At 71.7% G+C, this 13861-nt stretch carries 13 protein-coding genes and 1 tRNA gene; 7 read left to right on the top strand and 7 right to left on the bottom strand.

Annotated features, from left to right (window positions below; all coding sequences use genetic code 11):
• Nucleotides 1-73 precede the first annotated feature (73 nt).
• Entirely contained in the window at nt 74-550 is a 477-nt protein-coding gene (locus tag AC0B9F_RS19605) for a GNAT family N-acetyltransferase (RefSeq protein WP_472004219.1), read from the top strand.
• A 19-nt stretch (nt 551-569) separates the two neighbouring features.
• Here the strand turns inward: AC0B9F_RS19605 and AC0B9F_RS19600 are convergent, their stop codons facing one another.
• Both AC0B9F_RS19600 and AC0B9F_RS19595 read right to left on the bottom strand, forming a co-directional pair.
• Entirely contained in the window at nt 570-1238 is a 669-nt protein-coding gene (locus AC0B9F_RS19600; RefSeq protein WP_472004217.1) for a response regulator, read from the bottom strand.
• A gap of 25 nt (nt 1239-1263) precedes the next feature.
• Nucleotides 1264-2598: a sensor histidine kinase gene (locus AC0B9F_RS19595; protein WP_472004215.1), complete on the bottom strand. Its 1335-nt coding sequence runs from the start codon at nt 2596-2598 to the stop codon at nt 1264-1266.
• A gap of 167 nt (nt 2599-2765) precedes the next feature.
• Here AC0B9F_RS19595 and AC0B9F_RS19590 point away from each other — a divergent pair, with 167 nt between their 5' ends.
• Nucleotides 2766-3659, top strand: a complete 894-nt coding sequence (locus AC0B9F_RS19590) for an ABC transporter ATP-binding protein (protein ID WP_472004213.1) — start codon at nt 2766-2768, stop codon at nt 3657-3659.
• Nucleotides 3653-6109: an FtsX-like permease family protein gene (locus tag AC0B9F_RS19585; RefSeq protein WP_472004210.1), complete on the top strand. Its 2457-nt coding sequence runs from the start codon at nt 3653-3655 to the stop codon at nt 6107-6109. Before AC0B9F_RS19590 ends, AC0B9F_RS19585 begins: the two co-directional genes overlap by 7 nt.
• 255 nt (nt 6110-6364) lie before the next feature.
• Here the strand turns inward: AC0B9F_RS19585 and AC0B9F_RS19580 are convergent, their stop codons facing one another.
• The 3 genes from AC0B9F_RS19580 to AC0B9F_RS19570 all read right to left on the bottom strand — a co-directional run bounded on the left by AC0B9F_RS19580 (nt 6365) and on the right by AC0B9F_RS19570 (nt 9033).
• Nucleotides 6365-6688, bottom strand: a complete 324-nt coding sequence (locus AC0B9F_RS19580; RefSeq protein ID WP_472004208.1) for a hypothetical protein — start codon at nt 6686-6688, stop codon at nt 6365-6367.
• A 591-nt stretch (nt 6689-7279) separates the two neighbouring features.
• Entirely contained in the window at nt 7280-8512 is a 1233-nt protein-coding gene (locus AC0B9F_RS19575; protein WP_472004207.1) for an XRE family transcriptional regulator, read from the bottom strand.
• Nucleotides 8513-8667: 155 nt separating this feature from the next.
• Nucleotides 8668-9033 carry a GntR family transcriptional regulator gene (locus tag AC0B9F_RS19570; protein WP_472004205.1) on the bottom strand — a complete coding sequence of 122 codons (366 nt, stop codon included), beginning with the start codon at nt 9031-9033 and terminating at the stop codon, nt 8668-8670.
• Between the two features lie 177 nt (nt 9034-9210).
• On the opposite strand from AC0B9F_RS19570, the gene AC0B9F_RS19565 reads away from it, so the two are divergent.
• The 4 genes from AC0B9F_RS19565 to AC0B9F_RS19550 are packed head-to-tail and all read left to right on the top strand — an operon-like array spanning nt 9211 to nt 12429.
• The gene (locus AC0B9F_RS19565) at nt 9211-9588 is read left to right on the top strand and encodes a hypothetical protein (protein WP_472004203.1); all 378 of its coding nucleotides are present in this window, start codon (nt 9211-9213) and stop codon (nt 9586-9588) included.
• A 26-nt stretch (nt 9589-9614) separates the two neighbouring features.
• Nucleotides 9615-11006: a replication initiator protein RepSA gene (gene repSA, locus AC0B9F_RS19560; RefSeq protein WP_472004576.1), complete on the top strand. Its 1392-nt coding sequence runs from the start codon at nt 9615-9617 to the stop codon at nt 11004-11006.
• The gene (locus AC0B9F_RS19555) at nt 11003-11209 is read left to right on the top strand and encodes a helix-turn-helix domain-containing protein (protein WP_472004201.1); all 207 of its coding nucleotides are present in this window, start codon (nt 11003-11005) and stop codon (nt 11207-11209) included. The genes repSA and AC0B9F_RS19555 overlap by 4 nt, the downstream gene beginning before the upstream one ends.
• Entirely contained in the window at nt 11206-12429 is a 1224-nt protein-coding gene (locus tag AC0B9F_RS19550; RefSeq protein ID WP_472004200.1) for a site-specific integrase, read from the top strand. Before AC0B9F_RS19555 ends, AC0B9F_RS19550 begins: the two co-directional genes overlap by 4 nt.
• A gap of 72 nt (nt 12430-12501) precedes the next feature.
• Here AC0B9F_RS19550 and AC0B9F_RS19545 read toward each other — a convergent pair.
• A tRNA-Ala gene (locus tag AC0B9F_RS19545) sits at nt 12502-12575 on the bottom strand.
• Nucleotides 12576-12648: 73 nt separating this feature from the next.
• On the bottom strand, nt 12649-13833 hold the full coding sequence (gene sepX, locus AC0B9F_RS19540; RefSeq protein ID WP_472004199.1) for a divisome protein SepX/GlpR: 1185 nt from the start codon (nt 13831-13833) through the stop codon (nt 12649-12651).
• Between the last annotated feature and the right edge of the window lie 28 nt (nt 13834-13861).

The raw sequence follows: 13861 nt of genomic DNA, 5'->3' as shown, positions 1-13861 counted from the left end.
CACGATACCGGCACACTGGTCCAGGTCCTCACAACCCGGGACCACACCTCCGCATAGAAGTACGATACCTGGCATGTTTATACGTCGCGTCCCCTTCGACCACCCTGACGCCGTCAAACTCAACGACGAGGTCCAGGCCGAGTACCACGAGCGCTACGGCGACGGCGGCGACGCCACCGTGCTGGACCCGTCCGACTTCGAGCCGCCGAACGGCGTGTACTTCATCGTGTACGACGCCGACGAGCGGCCCGTGGCCACCGGCGGCTGGCGCCGGCAGGACGCGAACCACGAGGGCAACCGGGACGGCGACGCCGAACTGAAGCGGATGTACGTGGTCGCCGACGCGCGCGGCCGCGGGCTGGCCCGGCGGATGCTGGCCGCCCTGGAGGAGGACGCCCGCGCGGCGGGCCGCGTCCGCATGGTCCTGGAGACCGGCACCAAGCAGCCCGAGGCCATCGCCCTGTACACCTCCTGCGGCTACGAGCCCTGCGAGAAGTTCGGCTACTACCGTTTCCACGAGGAGAGCCGCTGCTTCGCCAAGACCCTGTAGCCGGCCTTTGTGTTCCCGCTCACTCCCGCAGGAACGCCAGCACCGCCAGCACCCGGCGGTGCACGTCCTCGGCGGGCGGCAGGTCCAGCTTGGTGAGGATGGAGCCGATGTGCTTGCCCACCGCGGCCTCGGACACGACCAGCCGCCGGGCTATCGCGCCGTTGGATCTGCCCTCCGCGACCAGCGCCAGCACCTCCCGCTCGCGCGGGGTGAGCCGCGCGAGCGGATCCCGGCGGCGGCGCAGCAACTGCCGTACGACCTCGGGATCGACCACCGTGCCGCCGGCGGCGACCTCGGCGAGGGCGTCCACGAACTGCTCGACCTGCCCCACCCGGTCCTTGAGCAGATAGCCGACCCCGGTGCCGTCCCCGGAGTCGAGCAGGTCGGCGGCGTACGCCCGCTGCACGTACTGGCTGAGCACCAGCACCGGCAGCCCGGGCCGCTCGGTGCGCAGCCGGACCGCCGCGCGCAGCCCCTCGTCGGTCTGGCCCGGCGGCATCCGCACATCGGTCACCACCACGTCCGGCTCGTGCCCGGCGACCGCGGCGAGCAGCGCGTCCGCGTCCCCGACGGCCGCCGCCACCCGATGCCCGAACCGGGTGAGCAGAGCGGTCAGCCCGTCCCGCAGCAGCACGCTGTCCTCGGCCAGGACCACCCGCAGCGCCCGCCCGCCCCTGTTCTCACCCATCACGTCCCCCCGTCCGTCCCGCCCCTCACCCGGATCGCTCCCCCGTGGCGACCCGCGCGGCCGTCCCGCCTTCCGGGGCGTCGGCGCGCACCGCGCACGGGATCTCCGCGCGCAGCACCGTCCCTCCGCCCGGCGGGCTCGACACGGAAAGTCTTCCATCGACCACTGACAACCGGTCCCCGAGCCCGGTGAGCCCGCTGCCACGAGCCGCGTCCGCGCCGCCGCGGCCGTCGTCGCGCACCTCGACGGTCAGCCGTCCGCCGGTGTGCCCGCCGCACACCTCGGCGCGGCTCGCCCCGCTGTGCCGGGCGACGTTGGCGAGGGCCTCGCACACCACGAAGTACGCGGCGGCCTCCACCGCGCCGGGCAGCCGTCCCGGCAGGTCGAACCGCACCTGAACGGGGACCGGGCTGCGGTCGGCGGCGTCGGCGACGGCCGCCGCGAGGCCGTAGTCGGCGAGGACCTGGGGGTGGATGCCGTGGATCAGCTCCCGCAGTTCGGCGAGGGCGGCGCCGGCCTGCTCGTGCGCCCGGGCCAGTTGCTCGGCGAGCGGGCCGGGCGGTGCGTCGAGGCGGGCGAGGCCCAGCGTCATCGTCAGCGCCACCAGCCGCTGCTGCGCCCCGTCGTGCAGGTCCCGCTCGATGCGGCGCCGCTCGGCCTCGAACGCGTCGACCAGCCGGCTGCGGGAGCGGGCCAGTTCCGCGACGCGTGCGCCGAGTTCCGGCTCGCGGGGCGCGAGCAGCAGCCGGGTGAGTCCGGCCCGGGCCCCGGCCGCGGCACCGAGGACGTAGGCGCCGGCCGCGAGCAGCAGGACGCCGAGGACGGCCACGCCCCACGCGGCCGGCCAGCCGGTCACTGTCCACGTCTTGAGGACTTTCGCCTCCCGGCCGCCGCCGGCCGTCGCCATGAGCAGCGGGGTCGCCGCCATCGCCAGCGGGAAGAGCACCGCGACGGTCACCGCCAGCGCCTCGGCCGGCCACAGCAGTGCCGCGCACAGCAGCGCGTGGCCGAGTTCGCGCCAGGTGGCCTGTTCCCGGAGCCGGGTGGTCAGCCAGCTGCGCAGCCCGGGCTCGGGGGGTGCGGCGCGTCCGCCGGGGGCCGGGCCGTCGGCGACCAGGCGCAGCCGGTGCCGTTCGAGCGCGGCCACGGGCAGCCCGGTGAGCGGGACGGCGGCGAGCAGCGGCAGCCCGACCAGCACGAGCGCCAGCGCGCCGCCGACCGCGACCAGGGTCAGCAGCGACACGAGCACGGCGACCCCGAGGGCCACGCCCGACACCAGGTAGGCGGCGGCGCGCCAGGGCCAGGGTGTCAGCAGATAGCGGGGGCGGCCCAGGGCCTGCCAGACGGTGCGCGGTTGCATGCCGGTCACGGTAGGAGCGGGGGGCCTCTCGCCGCCATCGGTCCAGCGGGTGGGCGGGGGGTATGCCTGGCCCTACCCCAAGTCTCGCCCCTGCCCGACCGACTGGGGCGTCCGGCGCCGGTTGGCTTGTCCCTGTGCGATTCGAACGAGTGGGGACGGAAGGCCGGATGACCACCGACGCGATCCAACTGACCGCCGTGAGCAGGCGATACGGCACCCCGGACGACGGCGTGACGGCGCTGGACGGGGTGTCGCTGTCCTTCCGGCACGGCACGTTCTCCGCCGTGATGGGCCCGTCGGGCTCCGGCAAGTCGACGCTGCTGCAGTGCGCCGCCGGACTCGACCGGCCCACCTCGGGCTCGGTCCGGCTCGGCGGGACGGAGCTGACCGGGCTGAGCGAGCGGAAGCTGACGCTGCTGCGCCGCGAGCGGATCGGGTTCGTCTTCCAGGCGTTCAACCTGCTGCCGTCCCTGACCGCGGCGCAGAACGTCGCGCTGCCGCTGCGGCTGGCGGGCCGCCGCCCCTGTGCGGCACGCGTGCGTGAAGCGCTGGAGCAGGTCGGCCTCGGCGCTCGGGCCCGGCACCGGCCGTCGGAACTGTCCGGTGGCCAGCAGCAGCGCGTCGCCCTGGCCCGTGCGCTGATCACCCGCCCCGAGGTCCTCTTCGGGGACGAGCCGACCGGCGCGCTGGACTCGCGCTCCAGCCGGGAGGTGCTCCAGCTGCTGCGCGGCATGGTCGACGCGCAGGGCGGGACGACGGTCATGGTCACGCACGACCCGGTGGCCGCGTCCTACGCCGACCGGGTCGTGTTCCTGGTCGACGGCCGCGTGCACGGCGAGTTGAGCGGGGCGTCGGCGGGCGACATCGCCACGCACCTGGCGGGCCTGGAGGCGCAGGCGGAGACGGGCGCCACCGACGGGGACGCGCGGCACGCGCGCGTGCAGACCGAAGCGGGCGCGCCGCACGCGCGCGTGCCGACCGAAGCGGGCGCGCCACACGCGCGCGTGGACACCGAAGCGGGGGCGCCGCACGCGCGTGTGGCGGGGGTGTTCCCGTGCTGAGTCTCGCCGTGCGCACACTGCGCACCCGCTGGGTGTCCTTCGCGGGCAGCTTCCTCGCCCTCTGCCTCGGCGCGGCGCTGCTCACCGTGATGGGCCTCGCCCTCGCCGCCACGCTCGACGCCCCGCGGCACCGCCCGGAGCGCTTCGCCGCCGCACCCGCCGTGGTCCGCGGCCAGGACACGCTGCGGGTGCCGACCCCGGCCGGTGTGCGCACCCGCCCCCTCACCCGGCCCCGCGCGGTGCCGGCGGCCACGGTGGCCGCGCTGCGCACGGTCGGTGACGTCGTCGAGGACCGCTCCTTCGCCGTACGCGTCGCGGGCGGTCCCGGCGATCTGGTGGGCCACCCGTGGCCGGTCGCCCGCTTCGCGCCGTACCGGCTGGACGCGGGACGCGCGCCCCGCGCGGCCGACGAGGTGGTCACCGCCGGCGGCTGGACGGCGGTGGGCCGGCGCCTCAACAGCGACCGCGGTGTGCTGCGGGTGGTCGGCACGGTTCACGCCCGCGGTGCCGAGAACCCGGTGTTCTTCACCGACGCGCGTGCCGCCGGCCTCGCCCCCGGCGTCGTGCAGTTGGTCGCCGACGCCGACCCCGCGGCCGTACGGCGGGCCGTGGGCGGCGCGGACGGCGTGCGCGTGCTGACCGGTGACGCGCGTCGGCTCGCGGACCCGGACCCCGGCCGGGACGCCCGCGCGCTGACAGCGCTGAACGCCCTGTTCGGTACGGCGGGCGGTGTCAGCGGCTTCGTGTCGGTCCTCGTCGTGGCGTCCACCTTCGCGTTCATGGTGGCCCAGCGGAGCCGGGAGTTCGGCCTGCTGCGCGCCGCGGGGGCGACACCGGGTCAGGTGCGGCGCACGGTGCTGGCGGAGGCGCTGCTGGTGGGCGTCGCGGCGTCGGCTGCGGGGTGCGTGCTCGGTGCGTACGGCGCGCCGCTGCTCGTCACGCGCGTGGTCGAGGGCGGCCTGGCACCCGGCTGGTTCCACTTGGCCGGCCTGCCCTGGTACGCGTGGCCGTACCAAGGGGCGTTCTGGACGGGGCTGCTGGTCGCACTGAGCGGGGCGGCCGCAGCGTCCTGGCGGGCGGGCCGGACCGCGCCGACGCAGGCGCTGCGCGAGGCGTCGGTGGAGAAAAGCGCCCTGACGTGGGGGCGCCGCGTGTGCGGTGCGGCTCTGTTGCTGGCCGCCGCCGCGACGCTCGCCCACACGCTGCTCACCGACCCGGGCGACCTGCTGCACCGCAAGACCTACGTCAGCCGCCCGCTGCTGCTGATCGGCGCGTTCGCGCTGCTTTCCCCGGCGCTGCTGCGACCGTCGGTGCGGCTGCTGGCCTGGCTGCCCGCCCGGCTGCCGGGCGCCCTGGGCATGGTGGCCCGTGAGAACGCCTCGACGAGCCTGCGCCGCACGGCCGCCGTCGCCGCACCGGTGCTGGCCACGGTGGCCCTGACGGGCTGTCTGCTCGGCACCCCGGCGACGCTGGAGCGGGCGCGGGCGGCGGAGGCGGACCGGGCGACGGCGGCGGACTTCGTGGTGGTGCCGCAGGGGCACGCGCGCGTGGACGTCTCCGGCGGGATCGGCAGGGCGGCGGTGGACCGGCTGCGATCGCTTCCCGGCGCCGCCGTCTCCCCCGTCCGCGACACGGCCGTCCACACCGTGGAGGACGGCGTCGCGCTCGTCACCTCGGACGCCCACGCCGCCGATCCCCGTCTGCTGGCCGCGACCGTACGGCTGCCGGTGCGGGCCGGCCGGATCGCCGACCTGGACGACGCGTCGATCGTCGTCACCGAGGAGTGGGCCGAGCACACCGTCGGCCGCCGCGTCACCGTCTGGCTCGGCGACGGCACCCGCCGGACGTTGCGCGTCGCGGCCGTCCTGGCCACCGGCACCGGCGACAACGGCGTGTGGGTCACCCCGGCCGGCGCTCCCGGCGCGCCCGTGGAACGGCTCGACGTCCGCGTACGCCCCGGTGCCGACCCGGCCGGCATCGCGACGGCGCTGCGCGCGAGGGTCCGTCCCGGGGACGGCGTAGCGGTCCTCACGCGCGCGCAGTGGCTGCGTTCGTCCCGGCCGGGTACGTCCGGGACGACCCGGCTCGGTCTCTTCCTGGTCCTCGGTATCGCCCTGCTCTACACGGGCCTGGCGCTCGCCACCACCCTGACCATGTCGGTGTCCGGCCGGGCCGCCGAGTTCACGGCGCTGCGGCTGGCGGGCGCCACGCGGGGGCAGATCCTGCGGCTGGCGGCGCTGGAGGCGCTGACGGTGGTGGCGGCGGGCGCCCTGCTCGGGCTGTTGGTGACCTTCGTCACGGCAGCCGGTACGGGCGCTGCCCTGGGGCTGTTGTCGGCGCCGGCGCCGCTGGTGATGCCGTGGCCGGCTCTCGGTGCGGCGACGGCCGGGTGCGCGCTGCTGGCGGTGGTGTCGTCGACGGCCACGACGGCGGCGGCGCTGCGCCGCTGAGCGCGCAAGAGCGGAACCGCAGCGTCAAAGGGAATGACGAGAGCCCCGGCGATCTGATGATCGTCGGGGCTCTCATTGCGTGGACCTGAGGGGATTTGAACCCCTGGCCCCCTCGATGCGAACTACGGGCGGGACGGTCGCTTAGGTCACGTGGCCTGCTGATTGAGCCATTGATGGTTGGTTCCAGTCGCCTGCGGTCGACGTGGTTGCTGTACTTCTCTGCTGTACCGCAGCGCCGCCGGAGAGCCTCCTTGTCTACAGCCGCTCGGAGTCCAGCGCGCTCCTGGCCCCTTGTGTGAAGCTGCTCAGATGACCGTTCAGCTCCATCAAGTCCTCATAGACACGGTTAGCCTCGTACTCGCACTCGCCTGGCCCGCCGGACCGTTGGGCGACTGTGACGTAGAAGTCAACGGTCATGGTGGTTTTCACCGTGCTTTGCATCACCTCCCGTGCCAGCGAGGCAACATCGGCAGGGCCTTCCACAGCTACCACCGGTTCCGCCCCCTTCACGGCAGGCAAACGCTCGTTGACGCGTTCAAACGCTCGCGAAGCGTCATCAGGGCTGTAACGGTCATCCATGAGTGTCATGAGGCTGTCAACAGCGTCCCTGTGGGCCGCAACTGCCGCAATGAGCGTGCTGTACGCCTCGCGTCGCCCTTGGCGGCGCCAGTGTGCGTGCTGAGTCCGTCCTTGTGATCGACCCGCCAGCCAAGCAGACCACACAGCTCCGCCTGCTCCGAATAGGCCACCAATGCCTGCTCCCACCACAGCAGCGGTCCCAGCGTCCATGCCTAGCATTGTGCGGCTTCGCCCCCTGAGTGCCGCAGAGGCGCGAGCGGTCGGTGGAGCGGCTTTGGGCTGGAGCTGCTTTGGGGCGAGTGATCATGGCCCCGTAAGCTTGCGGCGCGTCGGGCAGTCTGTGGACCTGCCCGGTAAAGCACGACGTTGGGGCCATGATCTTAGAGGCTCGCCCCAAAGTGGCTGCCTAAAGCCGTGGAGCCGACCGCCCCAGCCACAGAGGGTTTCCTCCATTCACGCCCCCGCAGTCGCCTGCGCGCCGCCGGGCGCGGCCAGCCGGGGCGAAGACAGGAGGCGGGCCGCGCCGCAGAGGCGGCGCGCTCCCGCGCCGTGCGCGGGGGCCTTGATGAGGTAGAGAAACCTGTAACGGCTCTAGCTGGCGCGACTAAGCGCGGTCAGGTGATCGAGGTATTCGCGGCCAGCGGGTTCGGCAGCGAAGTCCCGGTTGACGATGGCCGCAAGCTCGCGGCTGACCATCAGCAGGGACGGCAAAGACTGCCGGTCGCCCTTCAGGGCCCACTCGCCGTAACTGACGGCCTGGTCCAAGTCGCCCTGCCGTGCGGCAACAACGCCAAGAGTGATCCTGGCCTCCGCCATCCGCATCGGTGAGCGCTCAGACCCGTCGAAGTCGGTCCCTGCCCGGATCACCTCGCGAGCAAGGTTGTCGGCGAACCGGTCCTCTCCGAGCAGGCGGTAGCAGTCCATGGCGTAGAAGTCGAACTTCGCCGGGTCCACTACGAAGTGGTGATCAAGGTTCTCGGGATACGGCATGCCTTCGAGGAGCTTTCGCCCCCGGTCCAGCGCCACCTCAGTCTGTCGACGGTCACCGAGTCGCGCCCACCCCTTCGCTTCCTGAGCGGCAAGTTGTACGGCAACGCCGTGCGTGGGTGCTGCTTCGATACCGGCCTGGGAGGCGGCCAAGATGCCCCGATAGTCACCCGTAGTCAGGGCGAACCAAGCGCGCATCTCGTGAGCCCAACCGGCGATCTCTGTGTTACCGGCCTCGCGAGCTAAAGACAGGGCGGCCTTCCGGGTGCTTTCCGCCGCGGCCCGGTCGCCCATGTCGTACTCGACGCAGCCAATCAGGAGCGCGAGCCATCCGGACAGGGCGAGAATCTCGCGATGCTGCGACAGCGTGAGCCGCTGGGACTGAAGGCCGGCCACTCGCTTGAGCCACTGCCTGCCTTCGGCAGCAAGCTGGGCACTGGGCAGATAGGGATACTCGGAGCACAGTCGATCGGTCGTGATCCGGAGCGCATCAAGCGTCGCGTTGTCGACGTCGGATGCCTGCAACCGGCTGATGATGTCGAGCGTCTCCATGCCGCTAACGGCAACGATCTCGGCGTTTCCGTCTCGCTGCCCGGCTACGGGGAAGATCGCGTGAGTGACCGTCCCGAAGGTGGCCGCAATGATCGGCTTGTAGAAGTCGCTCGGCATGACCTCGCCGGACTCCCAGCGCTTCCACTGCCGCACCATGCTGGCGCCCTCCGGCAGAGGCTTCGGAGCATGCGCCCGTAGCGCAGCCACCACTTCAGCTTGTGACCACTGCCGGGCTTCGCGCTCCGAGGCGAGCCGTCGCGCCCATGCCGGCCGTTCGTCGCTCATGTGCTGCCCTCCCATCCGGTGCTTGCCTTCGAGTCTGGCATCTAGAGACCTGGTGACACGGGGGGTGACAGGGGGTTGGCACTACGGATGTCCCCCAGTGACACCACGCCTGTCCCTAGCACATCGACTGCGTTCCACGGATGGTGGATCACCAGTCAGGTACTGCTCGGGGACTGAGCGCGCTTCTCCAACTCGGCTACTCGGGCAGCAAGTTGCTGGATCTCGGAGTGGATAGCGTTGATCTCATCTCGGTTAACCGGCCCGTCGGCCTTCTGCCCGGCTTCGCCGCGATTCGGCGGGGACTGCACGAAGTACCCCCGCGTAGGAACCGAGACGATCACGCCTTCATCGGCAAGCACTTTGAGCGCGTTCCCCACCGTCACCGTGGTGACCTTGAACCGCTCGGCCAACTCGCGCAACGAAGCGAGTCGGTGCCCCGGCGGCAGAGTCGCAACTTCCTCACGCAAGGCGTCAGCGATCTGCACCTTCTTGGGCCTGGGGTCGTGGGCTTCAACCGTCATGCGCCGAGCGTACCGAGCCTGTCGACATAGCACACCCTATGCCGCACTACCTCTTGTGATCTAGCCTGCCATATAGCAAGCTATGTCATGCGGCCGAGCCGCAGATACCCGGAGGGCGACGCACCTACCGCCAAGCAGATCGCCGCCCTCCTTCGTCCCTTGAAGGGAGCTTCCATCATGCCCGCGACGCTGCCCGCCACGCACACTGAGCTGCTTTCCCCGACTGCGATTGCGCAGCTGCCGGACGTGTCCCTGGTCCTGGCGCTGTACGCCTCGGACTACGTGAACACCCGCCGCCCGGACCCCGCGAAACTCGCCGCGTTCATGGTCGACGGTGCCAACCGACTGGGCATCTCGGAGCTGGTCCGCAACACGTGCCACCTGGTCGCCTTCTGGCAGCAGTGCGCCGACGACGCCACGACGTCAGAGACCTGGGCGGCTCACTACGAGCGGTTCGACAACTACCGGCTGATCCACTGCTCCCTGCCCAACCGGCTGATGGCCTCGGTCCGCCGGCACCTCAAGGCCATGGCCCGTGAGGCGGTAGCCGCGTGACCGCCTTCCCCGTCGCCCCCGAGGCCGTGGCTGGTGCTGCGGCCTCCCTGGGCACCGACCCCATCACCCTGGCCGACCTGCTCCGAGTGGCGAACGCGCCCGGCTTCGACCGCTGGGAGGAACAGATCCGCCGTACCGGCGGCTGCTCTAACCCCATCCGCCTTCGCGGGCAGACCGTCACCCGCGACCGCGCGACCGGCGACGTGCTCTACTCGTACAGCACCGAGCAGGAGCCGGGTGGGATGCTCCGGGTCGCCTGCGGCAACCGGCGAGCCTCCCGCTGCCCTGCCTGCGCCTGGACCTACGCCGGGGACACCTACCACCTGATCCGGGCCGGGATCACCGGAGACGAACGCAAGGACGTACCCGCCACCGTCCGGGATCACCCCCGCGTCTTCGCGACCCTCACCGCCCCCTCGTTCGGCCCGGTCCACAACCGGCCCGACTCCGGCCGCTGCCGCTGCGGGGCTCGCCACGGCGAGGGCGATCCCGCCCTTGGCACGGCCTTGGACACGGAGACGTACGACTACGCCGGTGCGGTGCTGTGGAACAACCACGCCGGGGACCTGTGGCGGCGCTTCACGATCTACCTGCGCCGCGAGATTGCCGCCCGCGCGGGCCTGTCCCAGACGGCCATGAAGGAGGTGTGCCGGGTCTCCTTCGGCAAAGTCGCAGAGTTCCAGAAACGCGGCTCCGTCCACTTCCACGCCGTGATTCGGCTCGACGGCCCGACCGGTCCCGACTCCACGCCCCCCGCCTGGGCCACCGTCGCCCTCCTCGACGACGCGATCCGTGCCGCTGCCGTCCGGGTCACCGTGCCCGTCCCTCCCGCCGGCGCTTTCCCCGCCCGCACGTTGCGGTGGGGCGCCCAGGTCGACGTACAACCCATCGGCGCACTCGGGCATGAGGAGCTGACCGAACAGGCCGTGGCCTCCTACGTCGCCAAGTACGCGACCAAAGCCGCCGAGACCACCGGCACCGTAGACAGCCGCATCGGGGAGCTGTCGGAACTCGACAAGCTGTCCGTACCCGACCACGCCCGCCGTCTGATCAAAGCCTGCCGGGCGCTCGATGACGCCTACCCCGAGCGGCTGCTGTGGCGCTGGGCTCACATGCTCGGCTTCCGCGGCCACTTCTCCACCAAGTCCCGTCGCTACTCCACCACCCTCGGCGCCCTCCGCCAGGTGCGCGCCGACTACCGCGCCCGACAGGAACGCCGTGAACGCGGGCTCTCCGAAGACCTCGACGACGCGGAGGGCTCCACGCTCGTGCTCGCCCACTGGACCTACGCCGGACAAGGCCACACCCCCGGCGAATCCTGGCTCGCCGCCACCATCGCAAAGGAGATCCGACTGAACCGAGAAACAGCACGCGAAGCCCTGCAAGACCAACTCGAATGGGAGGAAGCCGCAGCATGACCACGGCTGTGATCACGCGCAAGTGGTACACCACGGCGGAAGTAGCCGAGATGCTCGGCTTCGGCCTGTCCAAGACCAAGATGCTCGTCCTCACCGGGGAGATCCGTTCCGTCAAGATCGGTCGCAACCGGCGCATCCTCCCGGCCTGGGTGGATGAGTACGTTCAGCACGTCGCAGCCCAGGCTGAGGTGGTGTCCGCATGACCGGGAAGCGCGGCAACGGAGAGGGCTCGATCTACCCGTACAAGAACGGCTTTGCCGCGTACGTCTGGGTCGACACCCCGGAAGGCAAGCGCAAGCGCAAGTACGTCTACGGCAAGACTCGTGAGGAGGTCCACGACAAGTGGATCAAACTCCACGCTGAGGCCAAGGAGGGGCCGGTAGCCACGTCCACGCCGACGCTGGCTCAGTACCTGGCCCGGTGGCTCAAGGAGGTCGTGGAACCTGACCTCAAGCCCAAGACGGCCGAGACCTACGCGATGCACGTCCGGCTCTACATCGTCCCGGGCCTGGGTTCGAAGCGGCTCGACAAGCTCACCGTGCGGGATGTGCGGAACTGGGTGAACGGCCTACTGGAACAGTGCCAGTGCTGCGCTCAGGGCCTCGACGCCAAGCGGGACACTCCGCGTTGCTGCGCCGCCGGCCAATGCTGCGAGCGGCTCCCCTCCCGTCGCACGGTCCAAGACGCGCGCGCCGTTCTGCGGTCGGCGCTGACCAACGCGATGACAGAGGAACTGATCTCGAAGAACGTCGCGGCCCTGGTCAAGGTCCGGTCGGCTCGGAAGACGAAGCGGCACCCGTGGTCCGTCGAAGAGGCTAGGCAGTTCCTTGAGGCGGCGAGTGCGGCCCATGACCCGCTGTACGCGGCCTACGTGCTGATCCTGGTTCTGGGCTTCCGGCGTGGTGAGGTACTCGGGCTCACCTGGGAACACGTCAACCTGGACGCGGGCGAGATCACGGTGCAGATGCAGCTACAGCGGATCAACCGGCGCTTGGTTCATGACGAGACCAAGACCGAGGCGTCGACGGCGACGCTCCCGCTTCCTGAGATCTGCGTCACGGCCCTCCAGCTGCGACGGAAAGAGCAGGAGCTTTCCAGGCAGGCGGCCGGTGAGCTGTGGACGGCCAACGACTTCGTCTTCACCACTCGCTATGGCACGCCGTTCGAACCAAGGAACTTCAACCGCCGGTTCATGGACCGCTCCGCCCGCGCCGGCGTCCGTCGAATCCGGCTGCACGACACCCGGCACACCTGCGGCTCGCTGCTGGCCGCCCTGGACGTACACCCTCGCGTCGCCATGCAGATCCTTCGTCACAGCAAGATCGCAGTGACCATGGAGGTGTACACGCACGTTCCGTCCGAGGCGACCCGCCGCGCACTGCGGAAGCTGGGCAAGCATCTCGGGAAGCAAGCTCCGAAGTAGTTGCTGTACTTCGCTGCTGTACGACACGTCAAAGCCCCGGTCGGGAGATCCCAACCGGGGCTTTGAGCTGCGTGGACCTGAGGGGATTTGAACCCCTGGCCCCCTCGATGCGAACGAGGTGCGCTACCGGACTGCGCCACAGGCCCTTGCAACGAGTGAAACTTTAGCATCCCCCGCGGCGTGCTCGGAAATCCGCTCCCGGCAGGGCGAACGCCGGGGTCACTCGTTGGCCGCGCGCGGCCGGTCGCCGTCCTCGTACTGGTCGAAGAGGGGGGTGCGGCCGCGCTCGCGCGCCCGGCGTGCGGAGGCCGCGCGGCGCGCGTCGCTGCGGTCGTCGGCCGCCGGCCGGTCCTCCGCGCCGCAGGACGCGTCGTCCGCGCCGGGCTCCTCGGCCGCCGGTTCCGGAGCGACCGCGCTGGAGCGTGCTGAGCTCCACGCGTCCGGGGCGCCGAGGTCGACGTCCGCGGTGGCGCGCGGGGCGACCGGGGCGGTGACGTAGGTGGGGAGGGGCACCGGCACCGGGTCCCAGCTGTCGCCGTGACCGGGCCGCCGCTGCCGTTCGCGCTGCTGGTCGACCCATTCGGCGTGGTCGGTCTGCTCGACCAGCGCGCGCCGGTCGGCGGCGAGCGCCGACAGTCCGGGGTCGGTGGCGGTGTCGTGGCCTACGTGGGGCTCCTCGGCGTCGGCGGGCGCGCCGGTGCCGACGGGCGTGCGCCGGCGTGGCTGGCGTTCGCGCAGTCGCTGGGCGGCGACCTCGGCCATGCGGCGGTCCATCTGGTAGGCGAAGCGGCGACGCTCCTGCCGGCGCAGGTAGACGATGTACGCGCTGAGCATCACGGCGGGCACGCCGGGCGCCCACAGGAGGGCGAGCCCGCCGACCGCGGCGACGATCGCGCCGAGGGTGAAGGCGAGGAAGAGCAGCACGGTGGTGCGACGGCGACGGGCGAGCACCTTCATGCGCTGGGCGCGCGCGGCGGCCGTCTGAGCGGAGGGCGCGCGCCGGGCTTCCGGCACCCGGGCGCGCGCCGGTGCGGGCGCGGGCTCGTGCACCGTCTCACTCTCCGGCTCGTACTCCGGTACGTCGTACTCGTACGCCTGCGCCCGGGCCGCCTGCTGGGTGTGCGGGCGGGCCGGGGGTACGGCGAAGGCCCGGACGTCGACCGTGTCGGTGACGGCGTCCGGGGCGGCGAGGTCGGGCTCCTCCTCGTCGGCGGAGCGCGCCCGCAGGTCCTTGGCGTATCGGCGCTCCATGCCCGCCCGTCCGGACAGCAACCGGATGGCGGTGCTGAAGCGTTCCGTCGGACGGGCCTCGTTCAGCTCGTCCTGCCTACGGAGCCACATCGGCACCAAGTAGGCGGCCCAGGCCCCGACAATGACTGCGTAGATGAGGCCGCTGCTGCTCACGTCTCACACGGTAGAGGGGTTTGCGCGA

The sequence above is a fragment of the Streptomyces sp. NPDC097129 genome, from assembly GCF_055668065.1.
This window is presented reverse-complemented; position numbering and strand designations above follow the sequence as displayed.

Bases quoted from the DNA above. Each gene is read 5' to 3' on its own strand.
- AC0B9F_RS19605 (WP_472004219.1), top strand. From the start codon at position 74: ATGTTTATACGTCGCGTCCCCTTCGACCACCCTGACGCCGTCAAACTC.
- AC0B9F_RS19565 (WP_472004203.1), top strand. From the start codon at position 9,211: ATGCCCGCGACGCTGCCCGCCACGCACACTGAGCTGCTTTCCCCGACT.
- AC0B9F_RS19600 (WP_472004217.1), bottom strand. From the start codon at position 1,238: ATGGGTGAGAACAGGGGCGGGCGGGCGCTGCGGGTGGTCCTGGCCGAG.
- AC0B9F_RS19575 (WP_472004207.1), bottom strand. From the start codon at position 8,512: ATGAGCGACGAACGGCCGGCATGGGCGCGACGGCTCGCCTCGGAGCGC.
- AC0B9F_RS19555 (WP_472004201.1), top strand. From the start codon at position 11,003: ATGACCACGGCTGTGATCACGCGCAAGTGGTACACCACGGCGGAAGTA.
- AC0B9F_RS19570 (WP_472004205.1), bottom strand. From the start codon at position 9,033: ATGACGGTTGAAGCCCACGACCCCAGGCCCAAGAAGGTGCAGATCGCT.
- AC0B9F_RS19590 (WP_472004213.1), top strand. From the start codon at position 2,766: ATGACCACCGACGCGATCCAACTGACCGCCGTGAGCAGGCGATACGGC.
- AC0B9F_RS19550 (WP_472004200.1), top strand. From the start codon at position 11,206: ATGACCGGGAAGCGCGGCAACGGAGAGGGCTCGATCTACCCGTACAAG.
- AC0B9F_RS19580 (WP_472004208.1), bottom strand. From the start codon at position 6,688: ATGGATGACCGTTACAGCCCTGATGACGCTTCGCGAGCGTTTGAACGC.
- AC0B9F_RS19595 (WP_472004215.1), bottom strand. From the start codon at position 2,598: ATGCAACCGCGCACCGTCTGGCAGGCCCTGGGCCGCCCCCGCTATCTG.